The sequence below is a fragment of the Sphingomonas faeni genome (genome assembly GCF_003053745.1).
Taxonomy (GTDB): domain Bacteria; phylum Pseudomonadota; class Alphaproteobacteria; order Sphingomonadales; family Sphingomonadaceae; genus Sphingomonas; species Sphingomonas faeni.
On record NZ_QAYE01000006.1, the window covers coordinates 1 to 20,636 of the forward strand.

The 20,636-nt window shown below is 65.6% G+C and carries 20 protein-coding genes; 6 read left to right on the forward strand and 14 right to left on the reverse strand.

The annotated features are described in order from the left end of the window. Positions 1-347: 347 nt before the first annotated feature. From C8J25_RS11580 to C8J25_RS11600, 5 genes are all read right to left on the reverse strand, one after another. Positions 348-2,630, reverse strand: a complete 2,283-nt coding sequence (locus C8J25_RS11580; protein ID WP_244187037.1) for a TonB-dependent receptor — start codon at positions 2,628-2,630, stop codon at positions 348-350. Positions 2,631-2,825: 195 nt separating this feature from the next. Continuing rightward, positions 2,826-4,397, reverse strand: a complete 1,572-nt coding sequence (locus C8J25_RS11585) for an alkaline phosphatase D family protein (protein WP_107954589.1) — start codon at positions 4,395-4,397, stop codon at positions 2,826-2,828. 10 nt (positions 4,398-4,407) lie between these two features. Next, a complete protein-coding gene (locus C8J25_RS11590; RefSeq protein ID WP_107954590.1) occupies positions 4,408-5,196 on the reverse strand; it encodes an acid phosphatase in 789 nt (262 codons plus the stop codon). Positions 5,197-5,280: 84 nt separating this feature from the next. Next, entirely contained in the window at positions 5,281-5,922 is a 642-nt protein-coding gene (locus C8J25_RS11595; protein WP_107954591.1) for a DUF1826 domain-containing protein, read from the reverse strand. Beyond that, complete coding sequence (locus C8J25_RS11600) at positions 5,922-7,139, reverse strand: GTP-binding protein (protein WP_208622592.1); 1,218 nt, start codon at positions 7,137-7,139, stop codon at positions 5,922-5,924. Before C8J25_RS11600 ends, C8J25_RS11595 begins: the two co-directional genes overlap by 1 nt. Before the next feature lie 71 nt (positions 7,140-7,210). Here C8J25_RS11600 and C8J25_RS11605 point away from each other — a divergent pair, with 71 nt between their 5' ends. Then, the gene (locus tag C8J25_RS11605; protein ID WP_167397709.1) at positions 7,211-7,618 is read left to right on the forward strand and encodes a MerC domain-containing protein; all 408 of its coding nucleotides are present in this window, start codon (positions 7,211-7,213) and stop codon (positions 7,616-7,618) included. A gap of 116 nt (positions 7,619-7,734) precedes the next feature. On the opposite strand, the gene C8J25_RS11610 is transcribed toward C8J25_RS11605, so the two are convergent. Further along, complete coding sequence (locus C8J25_RS11610) at positions 7,735-8,679, reverse strand: NAD(P)/FAD-dependent oxidoreductase (protein WP_107954593.1); 945 nt, start codon at positions 8,677-8,679, stop codon at positions 7,735-7,737. A 127-nt stretch (positions 8,680-8,806) separates the two neighbouring features. Further along, positions 8,807-9,910 carry an aldo/keto reductase gene (locus C8J25_RS11615; RefSeq protein WP_107954792.1) on the reverse strand — a complete coding sequence of 368 codons (1,104 nt, stop codon included), beginning with the start codon at positions 9,908-9,910 and terminating at the stop codon, positions 8,807-8,809. A gap of 95 nt (positions 9,911-10,005) precedes the next feature. On the opposite strand from C8J25_RS11615, the gene C8J25_RS11620 reads away from it, so the two are divergent. Beyond that, positions 10,006-10,893: a LysR family transcriptional regulator gene (locus C8J25_RS11620; RefSeq protein WP_107954594.1), complete on the forward strand. Its 888-nt coding sequence runs from the start codon at positions 10,006-10,008 to the stop codon at positions 10,891-10,893. A 55-nt stretch (positions 10,894-10,948) separates the two neighbouring features. On the opposite strand, the gene C8J25_RS11625 is transcribed toward C8J25_RS11620, so the two are convergent. After that, positions 10,949-11,437: a metallophosphoesterase family protein gene (locus tag C8J25_RS11625; RefSeq protein ID WP_107954595.1), complete on the reverse strand. Its 489-nt coding sequence runs from the start codon at positions 11,435-11,437 to the stop codon at positions 10,949-10,951. 135 nt (positions 11,438-11,572) lie between these two features. Here C8J25_RS11625 and C8J25_RS11630 point away from each other — a divergent pair, with 135 nt between their 5' ends. Continuing rightward, complete coding sequence (locus tag C8J25_RS11630) at positions 11,573-12,181, forward strand: GDSL-type esterase/lipase family protein (RefSeq protein WP_107954596.1); 609 nt, start codon at positions 11,573-11,575, stop codon at positions 12,179-12,181. Between the two features lie 13 nt (positions 12,182-12,194). Continuing rightward, positions 12,195-12,698: a TIGR02594 family protein gene (locus tag C8J25_RS11635; RefSeq protein WP_107954597.1), complete on the forward strand. Its 504-nt coding sequence runs from the start codon at positions 12,195-12,197 to the stop codon at positions 12,696-12,698. A gap of 103 nt (positions 12,699-12,801) precedes the next feature. On the opposite strand, the gene C8J25_RS11640 is transcribed toward C8J25_RS11635, so the two are convergent. The 3 genes from C8J25_RS11640 to C8J25_RS11650 all read right to left on the reverse strand — a co-directional run bounded on the left by C8J25_RS11640 (position 12,802) and on the right by C8J25_RS11650 (position 15,033). Next, positions 12,802-13,020, reverse strand: coding sequence for a hypothetical protein (locus C8J25_RS11640; protein WP_146173331.1), 219 nt, complete (start codon positions 13,018-13,020; stop codon positions 12,802-12,804). Positions 13,021-13,114: 94 nt separating this feature from the next. After that, the gene (locus C8J25_RS11645) at positions 13,115-14,212 is read right to left on the reverse strand and encodes an alpha/beta fold hydrolase (RefSeq protein ID WP_107954599.1); all 1,098 of its coding nucleotides are present in this window, start codon (positions 14,210-14,212) and stop codon (positions 13,115-13,117) included. 131 nt (positions 14,213-14,343) lie between these two features. After that, positions 14,344-15,033 carry a DUF2490 domain-containing protein gene (locus tag C8J25_RS11650; protein ID WP_107954600.1) on the reverse strand — a complete coding sequence of 230 codons (690 nt, stop codon included), beginning with the start codon at positions 15,031-15,033 and terminating at the stop codon, positions 14,344-14,346. A 182-nt stretch (positions 15,034-15,215) separates the two neighbouring features. On the opposite strand from C8J25_RS11650, the gene C8J25_RS11655 reads away from it, so the two are divergent. Both C8J25_RS11655 and C8J25_RS11660 read left to right on the forward strand, forming a co-directional pair. Next, positions 15,216-16,055, forward strand: a complete 840-nt coding sequence (locus C8J25_RS11655) for an RMD1 family protein (RefSeq protein WP_107954601.1) — start codon at positions 15,216-15,218, stop codon at positions 16,053-16,055. 581 nt (positions 16,056-16,636) lie between these two features. Next, positions 16,637-17,911 (forward strand): methyltransferase family protein, encoded by a 1,275-nt coding sequence (locus C8J25_RS11660; RefSeq protein ID WP_208622593.1) that lies wholly within the window; start codon positions 16,637-16,639, stop codon positions 17,909-17,911. 111 nt (positions 17,912-18,022) lie between these two features. Here the strand turns inward: C8J25_RS11660 and C8J25_RS11665 are convergent, their stop codons facing one another. The 3 genes from C8J25_RS11665 to C8J25_RS20745 form a co-directional block, all read right to left on the reverse strand. Continuing rightward, positions 18,023-19,396 (reverse strand): glutamate--cysteine ligase, encoded by a 1,374-nt coding sequence (locus tag C8J25_RS11665; protein ID WP_107954602.1) that lies wholly within the window; start codon positions 19,394-19,396, stop codon positions 18,023-18,025. A gap of 85 nt (positions 19,397-19,481) precedes the next feature. Continuing rightward, the gene (locus C8J25_RS11670) at positions 19,482-20,222 is read right to left on the reverse strand and encodes a 16S rRNA (uracil(1498)-N(3))-methyltransferase (RefSeq protein ID WP_107954603.1); all 741 of its coding nucleotides are present in this window, start codon (positions 20,220-20,222) and stop codon (positions 19,482-19,484) included. Positions 20,223-20,448: 226 nt separating this feature from the next. Then, complete coding sequence (locus C8J25_RS20745) at positions 20,449-20,610, reverse strand: hypothetical protein (protein WP_167397710.1); 162 nt, start codon at positions 20,608-20,610, stop codon at positions 20,449-20,451. Positions 20,611-20,636 lie beyond the last annotated feature (26 nt).

A 20,636-nucleotide genomic window follows, 5' to 3' on the forward strand; every position in this document is an offset into this window, starting at 1 on the left:
GCGATGGGACGAACTCATGCCCTGGAACTGGTCCGCGCAAACCGCAGAGCGAGTGGCGCAAGCCGCGTAATCTGCGGCCTGCCGGCCACGCTTACCCCTTCCCGGTAGAGATGGTGACAGCTGTCATGCTGCCACTCCCAACTCACGAGACGGATGGAAAAACCTAGAGATCCGGAACGTCCGCTACTGAGCCCTAAGCGACGACGACCGGCTTGCTCAGCGCAGCATGCTCCGGAGCGCTCCGCGAGGCAAAGCACCGGCTCACCGTAGTGTCACGTCAGGCGGCGGTGCCTCGGCTCGCTTGCGCACCGAAATTGCCAGTAAGGCGCTCAGTCCAGCGTCTTATCTTAAAATGCGACCTTGAACTGCCCGCCGATGATCCGCGGTTCGTTGATCATGCCCGTCAGGTTGTTGAAATCGATCGCTGAAATGCTGCGATACTGGTTGGTGATGTTGCGGACGAACGCGCCGACCTCATACCCCTGCGGCGCCTTATAGGCGACCTTGAGACCGCCTTCGAGCGACGACTTGCCGGTGAACTCGACGGCTTCGTACAGGAAGAAGTTGATGCGGCTGCGATAGACCCAGTCGGTGTACGCGTAGACCTCGCCGCCGTTCGCGAGCGGGATGCCGTAGCGTGCGGTCCAGTTGGCGATCCAGCGCGGCGCCTGGGGAAGGTCGTTACCGTCGATCACCGCGAACCCGTTGAAGATCGGATCTAGCACGGTGCAGGTCGCGCACACGCCTACACCAATGCCGCGATCGCGGATCTCGGTGAAGTTGTAGCTGCCGCTCGCGGTCAGCGTCAGTTCCGGCAATGGCCGCGCCTCGAACTCGCCCTCGACGCCGTAGCCGATCGCCTTGTTCGCGCTGATCAGCCGTGCCGAATTGCTGCTGCCGCCGACCGCGGTGATCTGCAGGTCCTTGGTGCTGTACCAATAGGCATCGAGCGAGAAGTTCACTTTCCGATCGAGCAGCGTGCCCTTGAAGCCGCTCTCGCCCGAGAACGTCGTCTGCTTGGGTGCGGTGCTCTGGACGCTGCCGAAGGTCACGCGGTCCTGGATCGCGGGGCCCTGATAGCCGGTCGCGAGCCGCGTATAGACGTTGATCGCGGGCGTCAGTTCGTAGGTCGCGCTCGCATCCCAGGTGACGTTCGAGCCACGGACGATCGCACGCGCCGGCAGCGTGTCGCTGATCCCGGTACCGGGGATCGGTGCGGTGACGAGGTCGTTGCGATAGTCGTGCGAATAGCGGACGCCCGCGCGGAGCGTCAGCAAGTCGACGGGCTTGGCTTCGATCGAGGCGAACGCACCGTAATTCTCGTTGCGGTTGTCGTGGTAGATATCCTGGTCGAGGTCGGTCGCGCGCGAACCGGTACCGCCGAACGCATAGTCATACTGGTGATAGCGCAGCGTCTGGTGGAAATAATACAGCCCGCCCTGGAGGCGGATGCCGTTCATGTCCTCGCTGGCGTAGCGAAGTTCCTGGCTGAACTCCTTGGGCTTGGTCAGGCCGCCGGTGTTCGACGGGAACAGGCCGACGCCGATCGCGCCGATCGTTCCACCGAGGAACTTGTAGTTGTTGCCGCCGTCGACATCGCCGGTGCTCTCGACCTTGGCCTGCTCGTAGCCGGTGACCGAGTAGAAGGTGCCGATGCCGTCGAGGTGATAGTCGAGCCGCAGGTTGGTGCCCCACTGCGTGAGGCTCTGGCTGGTGTAACCGTCGAGCGTGACGTGCTTGGGGTCGAACCCGGTGTTGAAGTCGTTCGTGCCCGGCTTGAACAGCCCGGCGCGGAAGATTCGCGGTGAGCCCGTCAGGTCGCGGACATGGACGTTCAGCAACGCGTTGAAATCGCTGCTCGTGTAGCCGAGCTGGAAGCGGCCGGCGACGTCGCGATAGCCTTCGAGCTTGCGATCTGCGTTGCCCGTCGTGGAATCGTTGGTGACCCAATCGTCGCGCGACTGGATGATCCCCGACGCGCGGAATGCGAAGCCGTTGCCGATCGGCAGGTTCAGTGCCGCCTCGCCGTTGATCGTGTTGTAGGTCGCCCAGGATCCGGTCGCATAGCCCGAGACCTTGTCCGGGTTCGGCTTTGCGGAATCGATCTTCACGACGCCGGCCGGCGTGTTGCGCCCGAACAACGTGCCCTGCGGACCGCGCAGCACTTCGACGCTCTGCAGATCGAAGACCGGGAACGACTTCAGCATCGGGTTTTCGAGCGCGACATCGTCATACACGACCGAAACGGGCTGGGCCGCGTTGGGATCGAAATCGGTGTTGCCGAGGCCGCGGATGTAGAAGCGCGGGAAGGTGCGACCGAACGACGACTCGACCTGAAGGCTCGGCGTGCGGCCGGCCAGGAACCGGATATCGAGGCCGCTCGAATTGAGTACGTCGAGCTTTTCGCCGCTGATAGCGGTGACCGCGAGCGGCACGTCCTTCGACGATTCCCGGCGGCGGGTCGCGGTGACGACGATCTCACCGATGCCTTGGTCGCTCGCCGGATCGCTCACGGCTTGTGCAGCCGGCACTTGTTCCTGTGCGATGGCGGGCACGGCGAAAACGAGCAGCGGCGCGCTGGCGGCGAGCAGGCGGGCGATGGCAGGCGTACGAACGGGCAAGCGAATCATGGATGGTCCCCCCTTGGGTTTCGAACATCCTCCTGCGTCGATCCGTGTGACCCGGATCCGTCACCGACCGGTAACACCGCTGTAACGCGCGGCAATAGACACGATTAGCTGCCATGCATTTTCGTTGGACACCGCGACATCTTTGCCCCACTCGGCGCCGCGGACCGAGGTTCAGGTTATCCTATCGAGGTGCGTTCAGCTCATCGTCACGGCGGCACGGCCGTGCTCGACGATCGCCGTACCGGACGTCTTGATCACGCCGTCGGGCCGCGTGACGGTATCGACGGTGCGGAACTCGGTCTTCCACTGGTCGGCATTCACATCGCACAGCAGATATCCGCGCCGGTCGTTGGTCCAGGCGAGGAAAGGGTTACGGGCGCGGATACGATCCTCGCCGACCCGTCGGTCCGCGCCGTCGCCGCCCGAGGTGATCGACGTGCCGACGAACTCGACCGCGACGGCATCCCCCTGGCCGCCTTCGGTACGCAGCACGCCTGCATAATTCTGATGCTCGTCGCCGGTCAGCACGACCATGTTGCCGAGCCCTTCGACCATCTTCAGCACGCGTTCGCGCGGCGCGTCGTAGCCGCCCCAGCTGTCCATGTTGCGGATCGGTGCGGGTTCGTCGCCGGTCCGCCGGTCGAGCGGCATCATCATCACCTGTTGCGCCAGCGCGTTCCAGCGAGCCTTCTTCTGCTTCAGGGCGGTGGCGAGCCATGCCTCCTGGGTCCGTCCCATCACCTGGGCGGCGGGGTCGGCCCAACCGGCACAGCGGGTCTTTAAGCCGTCGTCGCACGGCTGATCGGTCCGGAACTGCCGCGTGTCGAGCAGATGCAGGTCGAGCAGATTGCCGATCATCGCCCGGCGATAGATCTGCATGCCGGCGGGGCCCGGAAAGGCCGAGCGGCGCAGCGGCATGTGCTCGTAATAGGCCTGGAACGCGGCGGCCCGGCGCAGCGCGAACACTTCGGGCGGGTCCTTCTCCTGGTCGATCTCGCCGACCCAGTTGTTCTCGATCTCGTGATCGTCGAACGTCACGAACCATGCGGCTGCGGCATGCGCGGTCTGCAAGTCGGGGTCGGTCTTGTACTGGGCGTAGCGGCGGCGATAATCGGCGAGGTCGAACAGCTTTTGCCCGGCATGCTCGCGGACGAAGCGGCGGGGCTTGCCGTCATAGCCGACCGGCATCGGCGCGCTCCGGCCCTCGTAGATATAGTCGCCATAGTGGAAGACGAACGCCGGCTCTTCCGTCGCGAGGTGGCGATAAGCGGTGTAGAGCCCGTCTTCGTAGTTCTGGCAGCCGGCGACCGCGAAACGCAGCCGGTCGAGCGACGCGCCGGCGATCGGCAGGGTGCGCGCGCATCCCGCGGTCGAACGCTCGTTGCCGACCGTGAAACGGTACCAATAGGGGCGATCCGGCTGCAGTCCGGCAACCTCGACATGGACCGAGTGCGCGAGTTCGGGACGCGCCAGCGCTTTGCCTCCGGCCACCGGGGTCGCAAAGCGCGGGTCGGTCGCAACCTGCCACTCCACCTCGACCGGCTGCATCGGCATGCCGCCATGCTCGGCCAGCGGATCGGGGGCGAGCCGGGTCCAGATGACGAAGCCGTCCGCAGCCGGATCGCCCGCCGCGATACCGAGGCGAAACGGGTAGACGGCAAAGAGTTGCTGCGCGCGCAGGATCGCGGGGGCGCCGATCATCGCGGCAGTGGCACCGATCATGGTGCGGCGATTGAGCAGCAGGCGCGAGCCGGTCGTGTCGGTCATGAGTGTCTCGTCAGTAGAGGGGCTGGGCGACGAGTGCCGCCTCGCGTGTGCACTGGGCGGTATCGGGTTTCGCCGCGCTGCCGGTCTGTCGGAGCACCGCGATCTCCTGCTTGGCTGCGGCGAGATCGGCGGTGAAGGCCGGATCGCCCTGCATGGCGGTCAGCGTGGACGAGGCCGACAGCCGCCCCGCATCGACCGCGCTGGCATTGTGGACGCCGCACACGATCTGGCTTTCGCCGTACGCCCGACCGCGCGCGAGAAGCGCGGTTGCACGATCGGGCGCGATCTGCGCGAGCAAGGTCGCCATCGTCCAGCCGGCGGTCGTATGGCCCGACGGATAATCATAGCTGTCCGCAACTTCGGCCGCGGGCTGGCAGATCGGTCCGCGGTCGATCAGGAACGGCCGTTGTCGCTTGTAGAAGGTCTTGGCGATGCCGGTCTGGCGCCCGGTGTCGAACATGGCGCGCCGCAGCAGCGCGGCGGTCCGCGGCGCATTTTCAGGCGTCATCGCGATCCCCATGGCGCAACTGAAGTCGCGGAACAGGTCGGCGGGCGCGGACTTCACGTCGCTGGTGGCCATCGCCCAGCGCGGACTGCCTTGCCAAGCCCGCGTCGCCTTGAAGATCGCGCGGTCGGCGAGACCGCGAGGATCGGTCGACTTCGGCGCAGGCGGCAGCACGGCCAACACATCGAACGCGTCCGGCTTGAGATACCCCGACGGCCCGAGTACCTGCTGCGCACCGGCGACGGCACCAAGGCTTGCCAGCGTGACGGCGAGGATAAGCGGCAAACGAATCATGTGGTCGGCATCCTGATGGCTTGGATCATGGGAGTCGTGAGAAGGCGCCCACCGATCGCGTGACGACGATGGGCCGCGAATATGTCAGCCACGTTGCATCGCCCGCTCCCACAGCGCAGCGGTCTCCGCTGGCGGCGGACCGTCGATCACGAGCAGCAACCGCTCCTCGCCGGTACCCGCGATCGGCGGCGAACGATGGATGATCGCCTGCTCGCCGGCCAGGATACGGCCCTTGAACAGGCCGACCGTACCGGTAGCGAGCGATCGCGATGTCTCGACAGCCGGCGCATCGGCGGTCTCTACCGATCGTTCGATCCACTGCGTCCCCGACCCGCGATAGGTGCAGATCAGCCGGACGGACACGTAATCCGCATGCCAGAGTTTGCAGGCGTCGCCCACCACGCGCTCCAACCGGATCACGACGTGCGACAGGTTCATGATCGCCGCGAAGGACTCGGCCAGCGCAGCGATGTCCGCGGCGATGTCCGCATGCCAGGCGGCGGGCGGCTGCTGCGCGAATGCATCAATCAGTGCGGCATGCGCGCGATCGACCGTTGCCGTCATCTGGATCGTGCCGAAACCGTCCAGCGATCCGACCGAGGGCATCGAAGGGCGCTCCCAGATCGCGAGATTCACGTCGGGATCGAGGATCGCCGCGAAAGCCTCGACGGTCGGCGCGCGGTGAACATGCGATCGGACTGGCGCGAGTATCGACGCGCCGTTCATCACGCCATCTCCCGCACGCCCCAGGCGGGGAACGGATCGGGCAGCCCCTCCCACAGTCGGGGCGTGAACGCGGCGGCGGGGACGAGGCACGCGTCGAGGCGACGCCTGATCTCGGCCTCGTCCATGTCGATGCCGATGAAGACCAGTTCCTGCCGCCGGTCGCCCCAGATCGGCGACCATTTCGCCGCGACCATCCGGTCCCACGCGTCGCCGCTCGGGCGCTTCGTTTCCGGTACGCATGCCCACCAGCGGCCCAGCGCCTCGGTTACCGACTGCGCTCCGGCCTGCGCGAGTTCGCCGCACCAGTCGGGGCGCGTCGCGAGCCAGAAATGTCCCTTGGCGCGGACCACGCCCGGCCAGCCGCCGCGTGCGAATTCGTGGAACTTGACCGGGTCGAACGGCGCGCGAGCCCGGTAGACGAAGCTCTCGATACCGTATTCTTCGCTCTCGGGACTGTGATCGGCATGGCCGTAGAGTTCCTTGGCCCAGAGCGGGTGCAGTTCTGCCTTCTCGTCGTCGAACAGGCCGGTCTCGATCACCGAGTCGAGCGGTACGTGTCCGTGGCGTGCCTCGACGATGCGTGCATCGGCGTTGAGCGACGCCACCAGCTTGCGGACGGTCGCCAGTTGCGCGGCGTCGACGAGATCGGCCTTGGTGATGACGATCACGTCCGCGAACTCGATCTGCTCGACCAGCAAGCCGACCAGGCTGCGGCGATCGTCGTCGCCGAGCGCCTCGCCTCGGTCGACGAGGAAGTCGGTGCTCGCATAGTCGCGCAGCAAATTGGCGGCGTCGACCACCGTCACCATCGTGTCGAGCCGCGCGACGTCCGACAGGCTGTCGCCCTGCTCGTCCTCGAACGAGAAGGTCGCGGCGACCGGCAGCGGCTCTGAGATACCGGTGCTTTCGATCACCAGGCAGTCGAACCGCCCGGCATCGGCCAGTGCGCGCACCTCGACCAGCAGGTCCTCGCGCAGCGTGCAGCAGATGCAGCCATTGGTCATCTCGACCAGCGTGTCCTCGCCGCGCGACAAGGCGGTATCGCCGCTGCGTACCAGGTCGGCGTCGATGTTCACCTCTGACATGTCGTTGACGATCACCGCCACGCGCCGGCCCTCTCGGTTGGCGAGGATATGATTGAGGAGCGTCGTCTTTCCGGCACCCAGGAACCCGGACAGGACCGTCACGGGTAACAGCGGCTTTGCATCTTGCACCATCGACCAACCTCATACGTTATGATATGATGTATCATTACGATGGTGATGGTGGTTGTGGCAAGATGAGAACGATGCGGACGTACGGACTGGATTGGCTCGATCGTGCAGCCATGGCGGGATCGGCGACGTGCATGGTTCACTGCCTCGCGCTGCCGCTCCTGTTGGCGGCAGTGCCGACGGTGTCCGCGTTCATCGTCATACCCGAAAGCTTCCACCGCTGGGTGCTGCTGTTCGCGGCACCGATGGCGGTGATCGCCCTGGTCGGCGGACGCGCGCGTCACGCGGCGTCGTGGCCGCTGTTCCTTGGCGCCGCCGGGCTGGGTCTGATGACGATAGGAGCCTTCGCACTGCGGGAAGGCGGCGTCGAAATTGCCGTCACGGTGACTGGCGGCATCCTCGTGGCGCTAGCGCATGTGACCAATCTGCGGTTGCGGCATAGCTGCGGCGGCCCGGATCCAATACCCGGCATACCGAGGTAAAGATCACAGGCCGTAGTTCGTGAACCCCGATAGTGGCGGCAGTGTCGCAATTTCGGTCGGCTTCTCCAGCCCGCACCGATCGACATGTTTCGGTGGGAAAGGGCGCAAGGTAGGTCTCAGTGATCTCCTTCAGCGGCAGTTGATCCGGTTGGACCAACGAGCGACGCGAGCCGCTGCCCGGATAGCCAAGCGGCCTCGATCCGGGGTCCGAGGAGCCAGTCGCCGCATGCGCCCAGTTGGATGTCCGCGTTCCAGAACGCACCGCGGTCCAGCGCGTTGGTCTTCGCATACCGCCAGCGATGGGCGCTGGTCGCGATGACGTTAGGCGACGCGGCACCGATGTGGTCGGCGAAGGCTGCGAGCAATGCCTGTTCGACCATATCCGGCGTATCTTCGAGATGCTCGCGTGACCAGTCGGCCTTGGCCTGAAGCACCCACGCCTCCGGTCCGGTCCGTCCGGGTTTGGCCGAGTTGCGGACGGCGGATCCGATGGCCCCCAGGTCCGTCACCCGGTCGCATGCGAGCGGCACCGGACCATCGAACGCCGCCATGACGGTCCAGCAAGGATCGGACACCGCGGAGCGGGCCGCATCGGCGAGCGCACCGTCGTGAGTTGCGACCAAGGGCGCGACCTGTTCTGCAGGTACGGCGACGATTGCCACGTCGTACCGCTCGTCGCCGATCCGCCATTCGCCGTCGTGGTGGAGACTGTCGATCGCCATGTTCCATCGAACATCCAGGTCGCTCGCCATCGCGCGGACCGGCGCGTTCATCGCCGGCGTCCCGACCCAGGCATCGGAGCCCGCAGGCGACCAGCGCGCGACGTGGCCCGCCTGCGCCCAACGATCGACCTGCGCGACGAAAGCGGGATCGCGCGCCGTGAGATATTGCGCGCCGTGATCGAACGCGGCCTCACCCAGCGGCGTGTCGATCCGGCGTGTTGACATCCTGCCACCGGGACCGCGGGACTTGTCGAACAGGACGGGGTGATGACCCTGGTCGCGTAGCGCATGCGCACAAGACAGCCCTGCCATCCCAGCGCCGATGATCCCAATCCGCATGAATACCCCCGTGCCGGCGTGCCGCAAACGACCTTGCGGCTGACCGGACAGTTTCAACGCGGAGCTTGTGGATTGGAGCCGGCGAGGCGCAGATTTCGTCTTACGCCGCCGGCTCCAGGATGACGCTTCAGCTCCGAACATCTCCCCCACCGAAGACGACCTGGTTGCGCACAGCAGGTTGGAACAGGCCGTAGAGAAAAGGCAGGTTGCCACCGCTCACCACATCGAGCGCGGCCCGGTGTTCCGGCGGCAGGCGAAGGCCGAGTGCGGCGACATTGTCGGTCACCTGTTCGGGCCGGCTCACGCCCATCAACGTCGATGCGACCCCCGGCTGCCCGACCACCCAGGACAGTGCGACGCGTGCCGGCGTTTCGCCGATCTCGCCTGCGATGCGCTTGAGTATTTCGAGGATCTGCCAGTTACGTTCGGTGAACAGCGTGTCGCCGAACGGATTGTCGCCGTCGAGCCGCTTGTCGTCCGCGGGCCGCGCGGTGTCGTCCGACCCGGCCTGGTTGGGGACGCCTCCCGCCCGCTTCGGACCCGCCTCGACGGTGGCGCGGTCGTACTTGCCGGTCAGCAAGCCATAGGCGAGGGGGCTCCAGGGAACGAGACCCATGCCCGCCGACCGCGCGAGCGGCAGGTGCTCGGCCTCGACCCCACGTTCGACCAGCGAGTAGAAATATTGCAGGCCGATCGGCGCCGGATGACCCTGGACACGGGCCAGGGTGGCGAGTTCGGCGACATACCACGCTGGCGTATTGGATATGCCCCAATAGCGGATCTTGCCCGCTAAGACGAGCGCGGTCATCGTCCGCAGCAATTCTTCGGCGGGGGTGACGCCGTCCCAGACATGCACCCAGTACAGGTCGATGAAATCCGTCTTGAGCCGGCGGAGCGAACCCTCGACCGAGGCCATAATGTGGCGTGCGCCATTGCCGCCGGCGTGATAGCCGCGGCCGGTAGCGAACCCGGATTTCGTCGCGATGACGATCCGGTCGCGCGACGATTGCGCGGTGACGAACGCGCCGACCATTTCTTCGGATCGGCCCCCCGCATAGACGTCGGCGGTATCCACGAAATTGCCGCCGAGATCGGTGTAGCGATCGAACACCGCGCGGCTGCCGCGCTCGTCCAAGCCCCAGCGCGGCGTGCCGAAGGTCATCGTGCCGAGCGCCAGCGGGCTGACGAGCAGGCCGGAGCGACCGAGCGGACGGTAGGTGTCAAGGTTCATGATGGCATCCTGCACTGTGTCGCCTCCAGATGGACGCCGGACCGCCCGACGATTAGATCGTCTGGAGCGCATGGGGTGCTGAAGGATGTTCAGGAATGGATCGCGATCTCTGGTCCGGTCTCGCGGTGTTCGAGACGATCGTCGAGGCCGGCAGTTTTGCACGGGCGGCGACGCGGCTGGGGTTGTCCGCCTCTGCGCTCAGCCATGCGATGCGGTCGCTCGAGACGAAACTGGGCGTTCGACTGCTCGACCGCACCACCCGGTCGCTGGCGCCGACGCCCGCAGGCGAGGAACTGCTGGCGCGGTTGAGGCCGGCGATCGCTTCGGTCGCAGGCGCGCTGGCGGACCTGGACAACGCGCGCGAACGACCGGCGGGGCGGATCCGGGTCAGCGCGCACCGGGTCGCGGCGATCTACGCCATCCTGCCGCGGCTGACCGACTTTGCGCGCGCCTATCCCGACATCGCCGTCGAACTGGTGGTCGATGACGGGTTCGTCGACATCGTCGCCGACCGCTTCGATTGCGGAGTCCGCCACGCGCAAAGCTTGCAAGCCGACATGATATCGGTCCGGATCAGCGCGCCGGTGCCGCTCGTCTTCGTTGCAGCACCGTCCTATCTCGCCGGGCGTGCCGCACCGGTCGATCCCGACGATCTCTCGGCGCATCGTTGCCTGTGTTACAGGTACACGTCGTCTGGCGTGGTCCACCGCTGGGAATTCGAACGAGATGGCCGGACGTTCGAGCGTTCGGTCCGCGGCGACTTCACGACCAACGACATCGACGTGATGCGCGACGCCGCGGTGTCGGGGCTGGGCGTAACCTGCCTGCCACTGCCACACGCCGCGCTACAGCTGGCCGACGGCACGCTGGTCGAGGTGCTCACCGGCTGGGCACCGACGCTGGCGCCGAACCATCTTTATTATCCCAGCCGACGCCAACCCACCGCCGCCTTCCAGGCCTTCGTGACGGCAATGCGCGCCTGATCGCGCGCACGCCGAGGTCGGCTCCCGGAGCGACGGGACGTCGGATGCATGTGTATCAGCGCGCTTTGATCAGGCTGTCGAGCAGGATCGGTGCGAAGTCGTGGCCATCGACGCCGACGTCGAACTGGCGCGGCATCGGTTTCAGCCGGCCGTGGCTGTGCCCGTGTAGGTTGAGCGCGCCGCGGTGCTGCCCGTTCCAGCTTCGGAACGGATAATGACATAGAACGAGCTGTCGGCCATCCAGTTCGATTTCCGCATAGTCGCCGACGCTCGCCCATCCGTGCGCCGCCAGCGTCGCATCCGGATCGTTATTGCCACGCAGCAGGTGCTTGCTCCCGTTCAGCCGGGCGAGCAGTTCGACGACATCCGTCGGGCGACGTGCCACGTCGCCCAGGTGCCACACCACATCATCGGGGCCGACGACGGCGTTCCAGCGCTCGACCATCGCCGCATCCATTTCGGCCGTGTTGGCAAACGGTCGTCGCGAGATGTTGATCGTGCGATGATCGCCGAAATGCGTGTCGGCCGTGAAGAATACGCTCATCAGCGGCGCAACGTCCGTTCGTCTGTCATCACGTATGAACGAGCATCAGCGTCAAAGGTTCGGCGCGATAGCAATCCGACGCCTTTACCCGAACGTCTTACAATGCGTCGAACGTGAACTATCTCGCGGCAACGCATGACGACCGACCGACCCTTGATCCTGGCAATAGGTGACAGCCTGATTGCCGGTTACGGCTTGCAGGCTGCCGATAGTTTTCCCGCACGGTTGCAGGCATCGCTGCAGACGGCATGTCCTGGCGCCCGCGTGGTGAACGCCGGGGTGTCGGGCGATACCACCGCCGACGTCCTGCGGCGCTTGCCCCGTCTCTTGTCCGCGCTCGACCAGCGGCCCGTACTCGCGATCGTTCAGGTGGGACCGAACGATGTCCTGCGGCAGATCCCGGTGGCGCGTACGCGGGCGAACCTCGAGCAGATCCTGCTGAGCCTGGGTAGCTGTGGCATCCCCGTGTTGCTGACCACCGTCGACCCCCCGGCGTTCATCCGTGACCGCGCCGCGGCGTGTCTTGGTATCCACGCGGGGTTGGCTGCCGAGCATGGCGCGACCGTCTGGCCATTTTTTCCGCCCGGCGTGTTGGGACATTCCGATATGGTACTGGCGGATCGGGTGCATCCCAACGCGGCGGCGATCGCAGCGGTGGTCGCGGCGATCCTGCCGACCGTTAAGGGTATGCTGGAGTGCCCGTGTTCGAGCGCAACCACGGGCGTTCCCGGATTTCAGCTATGAGGCCGAGTGAGTCATGGTGACGGAGCCCAAATGGTTGAAAGCGGCGCGCGCGAAGCTGGGCACGAAGGAAGCTGCCGGATCGGCCAACAGCGCGACGATCCTGGGTTGGGCGAAGCGGCTGGGGACGAAGATCCTCGGGATGGTCTATAATGCCGACAGCGTCCCGTGGTGTGGGGTGTTCGTTGCCTATTGTCTTCAGGAAGACGGTATCGAGCCGGTCGCTATCGCGGTGCGCGCGACGTCATGGTCGACATGGGGATCGGCGCTGCGGCCGGAGCGGTTGGCTCCCGGCGCGGTGCTGGTGTTCGAGCGTCCGGGGGGTGGGCATGTCGGGTTCTATGTCGGCGAAGACGCAACCGCGTATCACGTCCTCGGCGGCAACCAGGGCGATACCGTCAGCGTAGCCCGGATCGCCAAGGACCGCTGCATCGCGCGACGATGGCCATCTGGCCGTCCCGTCATCGGCAAGCCGATCCAGATGGCGGCGAGGAAGCCGATCTCCACTGACGAGGCCTGATGCGTCGGGCGACGGCCTGATACGCAACCACCTGGTCGTAACGCGACCGATGACGACGGCGGCGGCAGATCGAATCTGCACCGGCGCGCGCCGTCGCGTCAGCCTACCGGACGCCGAACCCCGCCGTGCTGTTCGCGCCATCGTCGTTTCGCTCGCGCCCAGCGAGGACGTTCTCGAGTTCGGCGAGTGAATGCGGCACGTCGATGTGCTGCGCGCCCAGGAACAGGCGTGACCCATCGCCCTCGGGTACCGCGTGGGTCAGCTTGTCGATATCTACCAGCGCCTTGCCCTGCGGCAGGATCTCGATCTGAACAAATCGCATGTCATTTCCCATCTTGCGTCTGACGGCTCGATTGCCACGCAGGCGATAACGCACGGCTGAACTACGCAATTTTTGTCTCTGCGTCCTCCGACATCTATTCGGTGCGTTGCAGCAGGTCGGCCAGGTCCTGCTTCCAGAACCGGGCCGCGGTGTGGGTGCCGTGGCCGCGCGTGTCGGTGCTCTCCGGAATCATCCGGAATCGCGCGTTCTTCATGCGGGCAACGGCGCGTTGCGGGTAATCGAGATTGCGCGGGTTGATGAAATCGTCGGCCGAGTTGATCCAGGTCGTCGGGGTGGTGATCGCCTCCAGCCGCGACCAGGGCGCATAGGTCCGCGAGGCATCGAGTTGATACACCAGGTCATTGGCATCCGTCCCGTCGATCGAGGCTGCGACCCGCTGCTCGGCAAAGGCCTCGGCGGCATCGCGCCCGGGATATTGTTTCTGGAAGAATAGCGGCGCACCACCGGCGACGAACAGCAGGGTGGCGGCCGTGCGCAGGCCCTGTACCGGTGGCGTCCGGTACTCGCCGCCTGCCCAGGCCGGATCGGCCTTGATCCCGTCGATCGCGAGCTTGCGCCACATGCGGTTCAGCCCGGCGATCTCGACAGGTTCGCAGGCGAGCGGCATGAGCGCGCGGGCGAACTCGGGGTACGTCTCGCCCCAGACCAGGCTGTGCATGCAGCCCATCGACGTTCCCATGATCAGCCGCATGCGGCGGATGCCCAGGCCGTCATAGAGCAGCCGGTACTGCGCCTCGACCATGTCGTCATAATCGTAATGCGGGAACCGCATGTGCAGCCCGTCGGACGGTTTCGACGATTTGCCGTGCCCGATCCCGTCGGGAAGGATGATCCAGTAGCGCGTGATGTCCAGCGGCTGACCCGGGCCGTAGAGTTCGTCGGCGAACTGCGGGCTGAGGAATTGGCGGCCGGTGCCACCCGTACCGTGCAGGACCATCACCGCATTGTCGATTTCACCCCGCGCATTCCGGTGCGGCTGCCCCAGCGTCGTATAGTTGAGGCGCAGTTCCGGCAGGGTCTCGCCCGAGCGGAAGCGAAAGCGGCGGACCGTGAACTGCGCGTCGCGTGCCGGCCATTTCGACGTGGACGGGGCGGTCTTGACCGCGGGCGTAAGCGGCGGCGTCTGGGGGACGGCGGCCTGGAGAAGCAGGAGCGAGAGCAGGAACGACATGACGTATCGTTGCGTCTAAGCGGATCGCGCGCAAGTGGTGTCCCGATACACAGGGGCGAACGTTCGGAGCCAAAGCTTTCGACGATAACGCGGCAAACCCGAGGTCGGGATCCGGATTCCAGCGCGGGACCTCAATCGTGAAGGCCCGCCACGCCAAGTGTCCCCAGGTTCAAGGTAAGCTGCAGGTTCAACGCATTGTCCATCTGGGCGCGTGCGCCACCGCGCGCGAACCGGTACTGGTTGAGATAGCCGACATCGGCCGTCACCGCCTTGCCGATCGGGAAGGCCAGCCCGACGATGTTGCGCATCCGCTCATACCCGGCGCGCTGGCCCCAGGTCGTACTGTTCGGCAGGAAAAAGCTCTCGTGGCTGACGAACAAGGCCAAACGCTTGGGTCCGAGCGGCAAATTGTACCGCAGCAACGGCCGGATCCGGAAGCCGATCTCGCTGCCGTCGGGGTTGAACCGTTCGTCGAGTCGCAATCGCCCGGCGAAGCGCCCACTGGTGACCACGATCTGCTGGCGGAGCCGGTCCTCGTCCGGCGCGAGGTTGCGACTGTGAAATCCGACATGGCGGTATCCGAATCCAAGCTCGACGCCCTTGGCCAACTGCCAGCCGAGAAGCGCACCGAATTCGGTGGTGTAGATCCCGTCCTGGCGATCGCTGGTCCGCGCAATCTCTTCCAGCGTCACCCGCAATTTTGGTGCGATAGGAACGACCACGTTGAGCTGCTCCCACGCCTGCGTATCCTCTTGCTGTGCCCAGGCGGGGGCGGCGGCCAGCAACAGCGGCAAAACCGCCAGGGGTGAAGCGCGATACATCGCATGGTGTTGGCACGGCTCGGCCAACACAGGCAATGGACTGGCATCGCCTCGGTCCTTTTCATCGATTGCATGCCTAGCAACAATCGTGTGACGCTACGGCGTAGCTCGGCAGCCTCTAAATCGGTTGCGAGAAGATTTGTCTGAAACTGATAAGGTCGGGCCCATGGTTGTGACGCGACATGGTTGAGGGCGGATCGCTGCGAACGATAAGCGTCGGGATCAGGGAGGTGCTGGGTGCACCCCTGCCTGGCGAAGCCGCCAGGGGCGACGTGAGAGCCCTTCTGCTGGGTACGCGTATCGATACCCGCAATTTGCAGGACTTCGCGGAGCCCGAGACCCTCAACCTGTCGGGGGTCGGGGCCGCGTTCGTCTTTCGCTACGGTGTCCTGGTGCTGATCGGGGCGGCGGTCGAAACCGAGCGTCGGTTCATCGAAACCCTGTCCGAGCACATCATCGACCCCCTGGCCACGCCCGAAACGGAAACCGCCTGGATCGAGATTTCCGCGGACCGCGAGGAGACGGTCAGTGCAGACGGACACATACGATTGAGGGAGGCGTCACGGGAACGCTTGTTGCTGACGGCCACCGTCGTCGCCCGGAGCGTTGTCCTCGCACGGGATGAAGGCCGTATTGCCGAAGCGTTCGATCGCGTGGAGCCGCTCATCAACGAACTGCGGATCCACGGTCGGGCGGTGATGCCGATCCGACGCGTCATGCAGAGCATCGGTGACGTTCTCGCCGCGCAGCACCGCGTCGTCGGCCGGGCGCAGATCTCCGAGAAGCCGGACCTGCTCTGGGATCATCCCGAACTCGACCGGCTTTACGGGCGTCTCGAAGCGGAGTTCGAACTAGGCGACCGCGCACGCGCCATGGAACGCAAGCTCGAGGTCATCGGCGACGCCGCCGAATGGCTGCTCGACCTGGTGCAGGACAAGCGCTCGTTACGGCTCGAGCTTGCCGTGATCGGGCTGATCGCGTTCGAGGTCATCCTCAACATCTACGAATTGTGGCGTCACTGACGACGACGCGCTGTCGGACCGGGCTTTAGTCCGTTCATCGCACCACCAAACGGGTGATAGCGCGAGGAGTACTAGCACCGCCGCGCATTCAGACGATCGTCCCAGCTCGAGTGTTCGACGACCCAGCCCGCCGGCGTACTCCGCATCGACGTCCTGCAATAGCGGCAGATGCTCGTATCCGCGCCGCGACCCTTGAAGACGGTGTGTCTGCGAGACCGACGATGTATGCCGATCATGCATTTGGCACGTCCGATAAGTCTCTGGAACATCGCGATCTCCTTGATCGCAACGTAACGCCCGACGGGACGCCCGCGATTAAATTCGCGGTCATTCAGGTCCCGAAATAGAACATTCGCGCTCGTGATCCACAGGCAATGACGAGCCCAGATGCCCCTTTCTATTCCGCCACCCGGGGGAATTTCATCTCCCATCCGGCTCGCCCCGAGCGCTCCGTTCTCTGATTTCGGATCCGATGCTGCCATTGCCGATCATCCCAAATCGACGGGGATGACCTTGCTTCGGACTGGGTGGCCAAACATGCTTCATGGCTTGCTTACCAATCCGCGCTACGGATCACCGCCATGGATCACGACGTTCAGCTTGCCGGTACGGCCGAGACCGACCCTCGTCCGCGGTCGGCGGTCAGTCACGGCGCGGGTCTGTCGGGACTCGTCGGCGTGCTCGTTTGGATCGGTTTCGCGCGACACTACGGCATGGACGGGCCCTATTCGGCGCTCGTCAACGTCGTCGCTTGCGGGCTGCCGATGGTCGTCTGGTCTTTGCTGGTCGACAAGGTTCATCGCAATCCCAGTACCGGGATCGACTGGTCGGCCGCCAGGCTCTGGCGCGAAACGCTGGACCTGAGCCTGACCAAGCTGGCCGGCTTGTGGGCGACCTGGGCGGGGATCGCGGTGATCTATGGCGCCGGGCGGTTCTATTGGCAGGGCAATTTCGCGTTCGCGATGTGGTGCTTCACCAACGCCGGGCCGATCCTGTTCGTCGCCTCGATCCCGTATGTTCTGTGGATCGACCGCTATCTGGTCGAGCCGCGTGATGGCGCCTGGCATCTTGGCGCCTGGCTGACCGGACAGGCGGGTGTCGACCGCGAGGCGATCTACGGCCATCTGCGGACATGGGGGGTGAAGACGTTCTTCCTCGCCTTCATGCTCGCGATCGTCCCGCCGGGGTTCGGCGAGTTCATCCGCGGTGACGCCGCGTCGGTACTACGCGATCCGGTCGCATTGGCGAGCTGGCTGGTAACGCTGATGTTCCTGATCGACGTGGCGTTCGCGACGGTCGGCTATCTGCTGACCTTCCGCCCGCTCGACTCGCACATCCGCAGCGCCAATCCGTTCGCCGCGGCCTGGATGCCCGCGCTCATGTGCTATCCGCCGTTCATCCTGATGACCACGGGTGGGCCACTCGATTATCATCCGGGCACGTCGGACTGGGCCTACTGGTTCCAGGGGCACCCGATCCTGCTCGCGCTGATCGGTACGGTGCTGGTTGGGCTGACGGCGATCTACGCGTGGGCGACGATGGCGTTCGGCTTCCGTTTCTCGAACCTCACCAACCGGGGAATCCTGACACACGGGCCGTACGCGGTATCGCGCCATCCGGCGTATCTGTCGAAGAACCTGTTCTGGTGGATTTCGACGATCCCGGTGCTGACGCTCGGCAGCATGGTCGACGCGGCCCGTGCGACGCTGCTGATGGCGGCGGTCAGCGGGGTGTATTACTGGCGCGCGAAAACCGAAGAGCGGCATCTGAAGCTCGACCCGGACTATCGCGTGTATTTCGACTGGATGTCGCGCAACGGGTTGGTACCGCGGCTGTTCGCGAGGCTGCGCGGTTAAATTCCCCTCCCGCTTGCGGGAGGGGTTAGGGGAGGGGCTGTTCTACGCCTCTAGCGCGACGTCCGCGGCCAAGCCCTCCCCCGACCCCTCCCGTAAACGGGAGGGGAGCAGTTAGAAGCTGGCCTCGTCGTAGACCTTCGACACGTCGCCGTTCCACGCCCCGTTATAGCGCTCCAACAGCACCTCGGCGGGCACCTTGCCGCTCCGCACGATCTCCCGCAGCGGATCGAGGAAGCCTGTCTCGTTGTCGCCCGCCCGATTGAATCGCGCGCGCGCCGACAACCCGGCACCGGCGATGTCGAGCACCTCACCCGCGATGTCGCGCAGCTTGCCGCCGCCCGCGATCGGCGCGTTCAGCGCGAGCTTCGGTACCGCATCGCGCAACGCCTGGCGCTCGTCGATCGTCCAGTCCTTGACCAGATCCCACGCCGCATCGAGCGCACCCTGGTCGTACAGCAGACCGACCCACAATGCCGGCAGCGCACAGATCCGGTTCCACGGCCCGCCATCGGCCCCACGCATCTCGAGGAAGGTCTTCAGCCGCACCTCGGGGAACGCTGTCGAGAGATGATCGGTCCAGTCGTCGAGCGTCGGCTTCTCGCCCGGCAGCACCGACAATTCGCCCTTAAGGAAGTCGCGGAACGAGAGGCCAGCGGCGTCGATATACTTGCCCTCGCGGTAGACGAAGTACATCGGCACATCGAGCGCGTACTCGGTGTAGCGCTCGTAGCCGAAGCCATCCTCGAACACGAACGGCAGCATGCCGGTGCGATGCGGATCGGTGTCCGACCAGATATGGCTGCGATACGACAGCATGCCGTTCGGCTTGCCCTCGGTGAACGGCGAGTTCGCGAACAGCGCGGTCGCCAGCGGCTGGAGCGCGAGCCCGACGCGGAATTTCTTCACCATGTCCGCCTCGGACGCATAGTCCAAATTCACCTGGATCGTGCAGGTCCGCAGCATCATGTCGAGGCCCATGCTGCCGACGCGCGGCATGTGCCGCAGCATGATCGCATAGCGCCCCTTGGGCATCGTCGGCAGTTCGGCACGCGTCTTGTCCGGCCACATGCCGAGCCCGAGGAAGCCGATCCCGAGCTTCTCGCCCGCCGCCTTCACCTGCTCGAGGTGACGCCCGGTCTCGGCGCAGGTCTCGTGCAGCGAGTCGAGCGGCGCGCCGGACAGTTCGAACTGGCCCGCGGGCTCCAGGCTGATGCTGCCGTCGGGCCCCGACATGGCGATGGCGTTTCCGCCCTCCATGACCGGCTTCCAGCCATATTGCTCCAGCTCGCCGAGCAACGCGCGGATGCCACTGGGCTCATCATAGGACGGCGCATGATGATCGCCGTTCGCATAGACGAACTTCTCGTGCTCGGTGCCGATCCGCCATGCGTCCTTCGGCTTCTCGCCGCCCGCGAAGCTGGCGATCAACTGGTCGCGCGACTCGATCGTCGGGCTGGTCTTTTTCGGAGCGGGAATCGTCGTCATCGCCGCGCCTTACGCGTCGATGAACGAGGGTGCTAGAGGGTATCCGGACCAATCGGTAGCAATGTCTTCGCGGAGGTCGAGACGCCTACCAGTCGCCTGCCGCCGCCATCCATAAGGCAACGGCCGCGCCCGCCGCGGTTTCCGCGCGGAGGATGCGCGGCCCCAGCCCGATCCCGACAGCATTCGGATGCGCGCGGATCGCCTCGCGTTCGTCGGCATCGAAGCCACCCTCGGGCCCGATCAGGATCGCCGCCGGGCCGGGCCGCGCGCGCATCGCCTCGAGAGCTGGCACGCCGCCGGTCTCGTCGGCGAAGAACAGTGCGCGGTTCTCGGGCCAATCGCGGAGCAATGCGGCAAGCTTCATTGGCTCGGCCACCTCGGGCAGGGCGGTGCGCCCGCATTGCTCCGCCGCCTCGATCATCTGCGTGCGCAGACGTTCCGTGTTAGGCTTGTCGACGATCGTCCGCCGCGTGACGACCGGGAGCAGCCGCGCGACGCCCAGCTCGCACGCCTTCTCCGCCATCCAGTCGACCCGACCCTTCTTCAGCGGCGCGGCGCACAGCCACAGATCGGGCACATTCTCATGCGGCCGCAGCATTTCGGTGACGTCGAGCACCAGATCCCGCTTGCCGACGCTCGAAGCGACGCCGAGCCATTCGCCGGTCCGGTCGTCGAACAGCTTCACCGGATCGCCCACTTTCATCCGCATCACCCCAACGAGGTAATGCGCGGCGGGACCATCGACGTGAAGCGGACCAGGCGCGAGGAGGCGGTCGACGAAGAGGCGCGGCGTAGATTGCGGCGGCCAGGCGGGGGTTGCAGGCATGAGGACGTCCTAGCAAATCCTCCCCGGCACGGGGAGGGGGACCAGCGCAGCTGGTGGAGGGGGGCTTCCCCGAGAGAAACGCTTGCGTTCAGCGTCTTCCACAAGGGTTGCGCCTTTCGCCAGCGTTACGTTCGCGGCGATCCCCCTCCACCCTTCGCCGATGGCGAACGGTCCCCCTCCCCGTGCCGGGGAGGATTTGGAGACGCGCCTTTGCGGGAAGGGGCGCTCAGCGTTTCCGCCGCGCCCACATTTTTCGCGCGATCACCCAAGCCACCACCAAGACCACAACCGCGAGGATCAACACCCCCGCAACCGCGCCCGCGACGCGAAAAATCCCCCAGAACAAAGCCTCGACGAAGCGGCCGACCGCGACCGAAAGGCCGATCATGCGAGAGGGTCCGAACGCGCCACTCC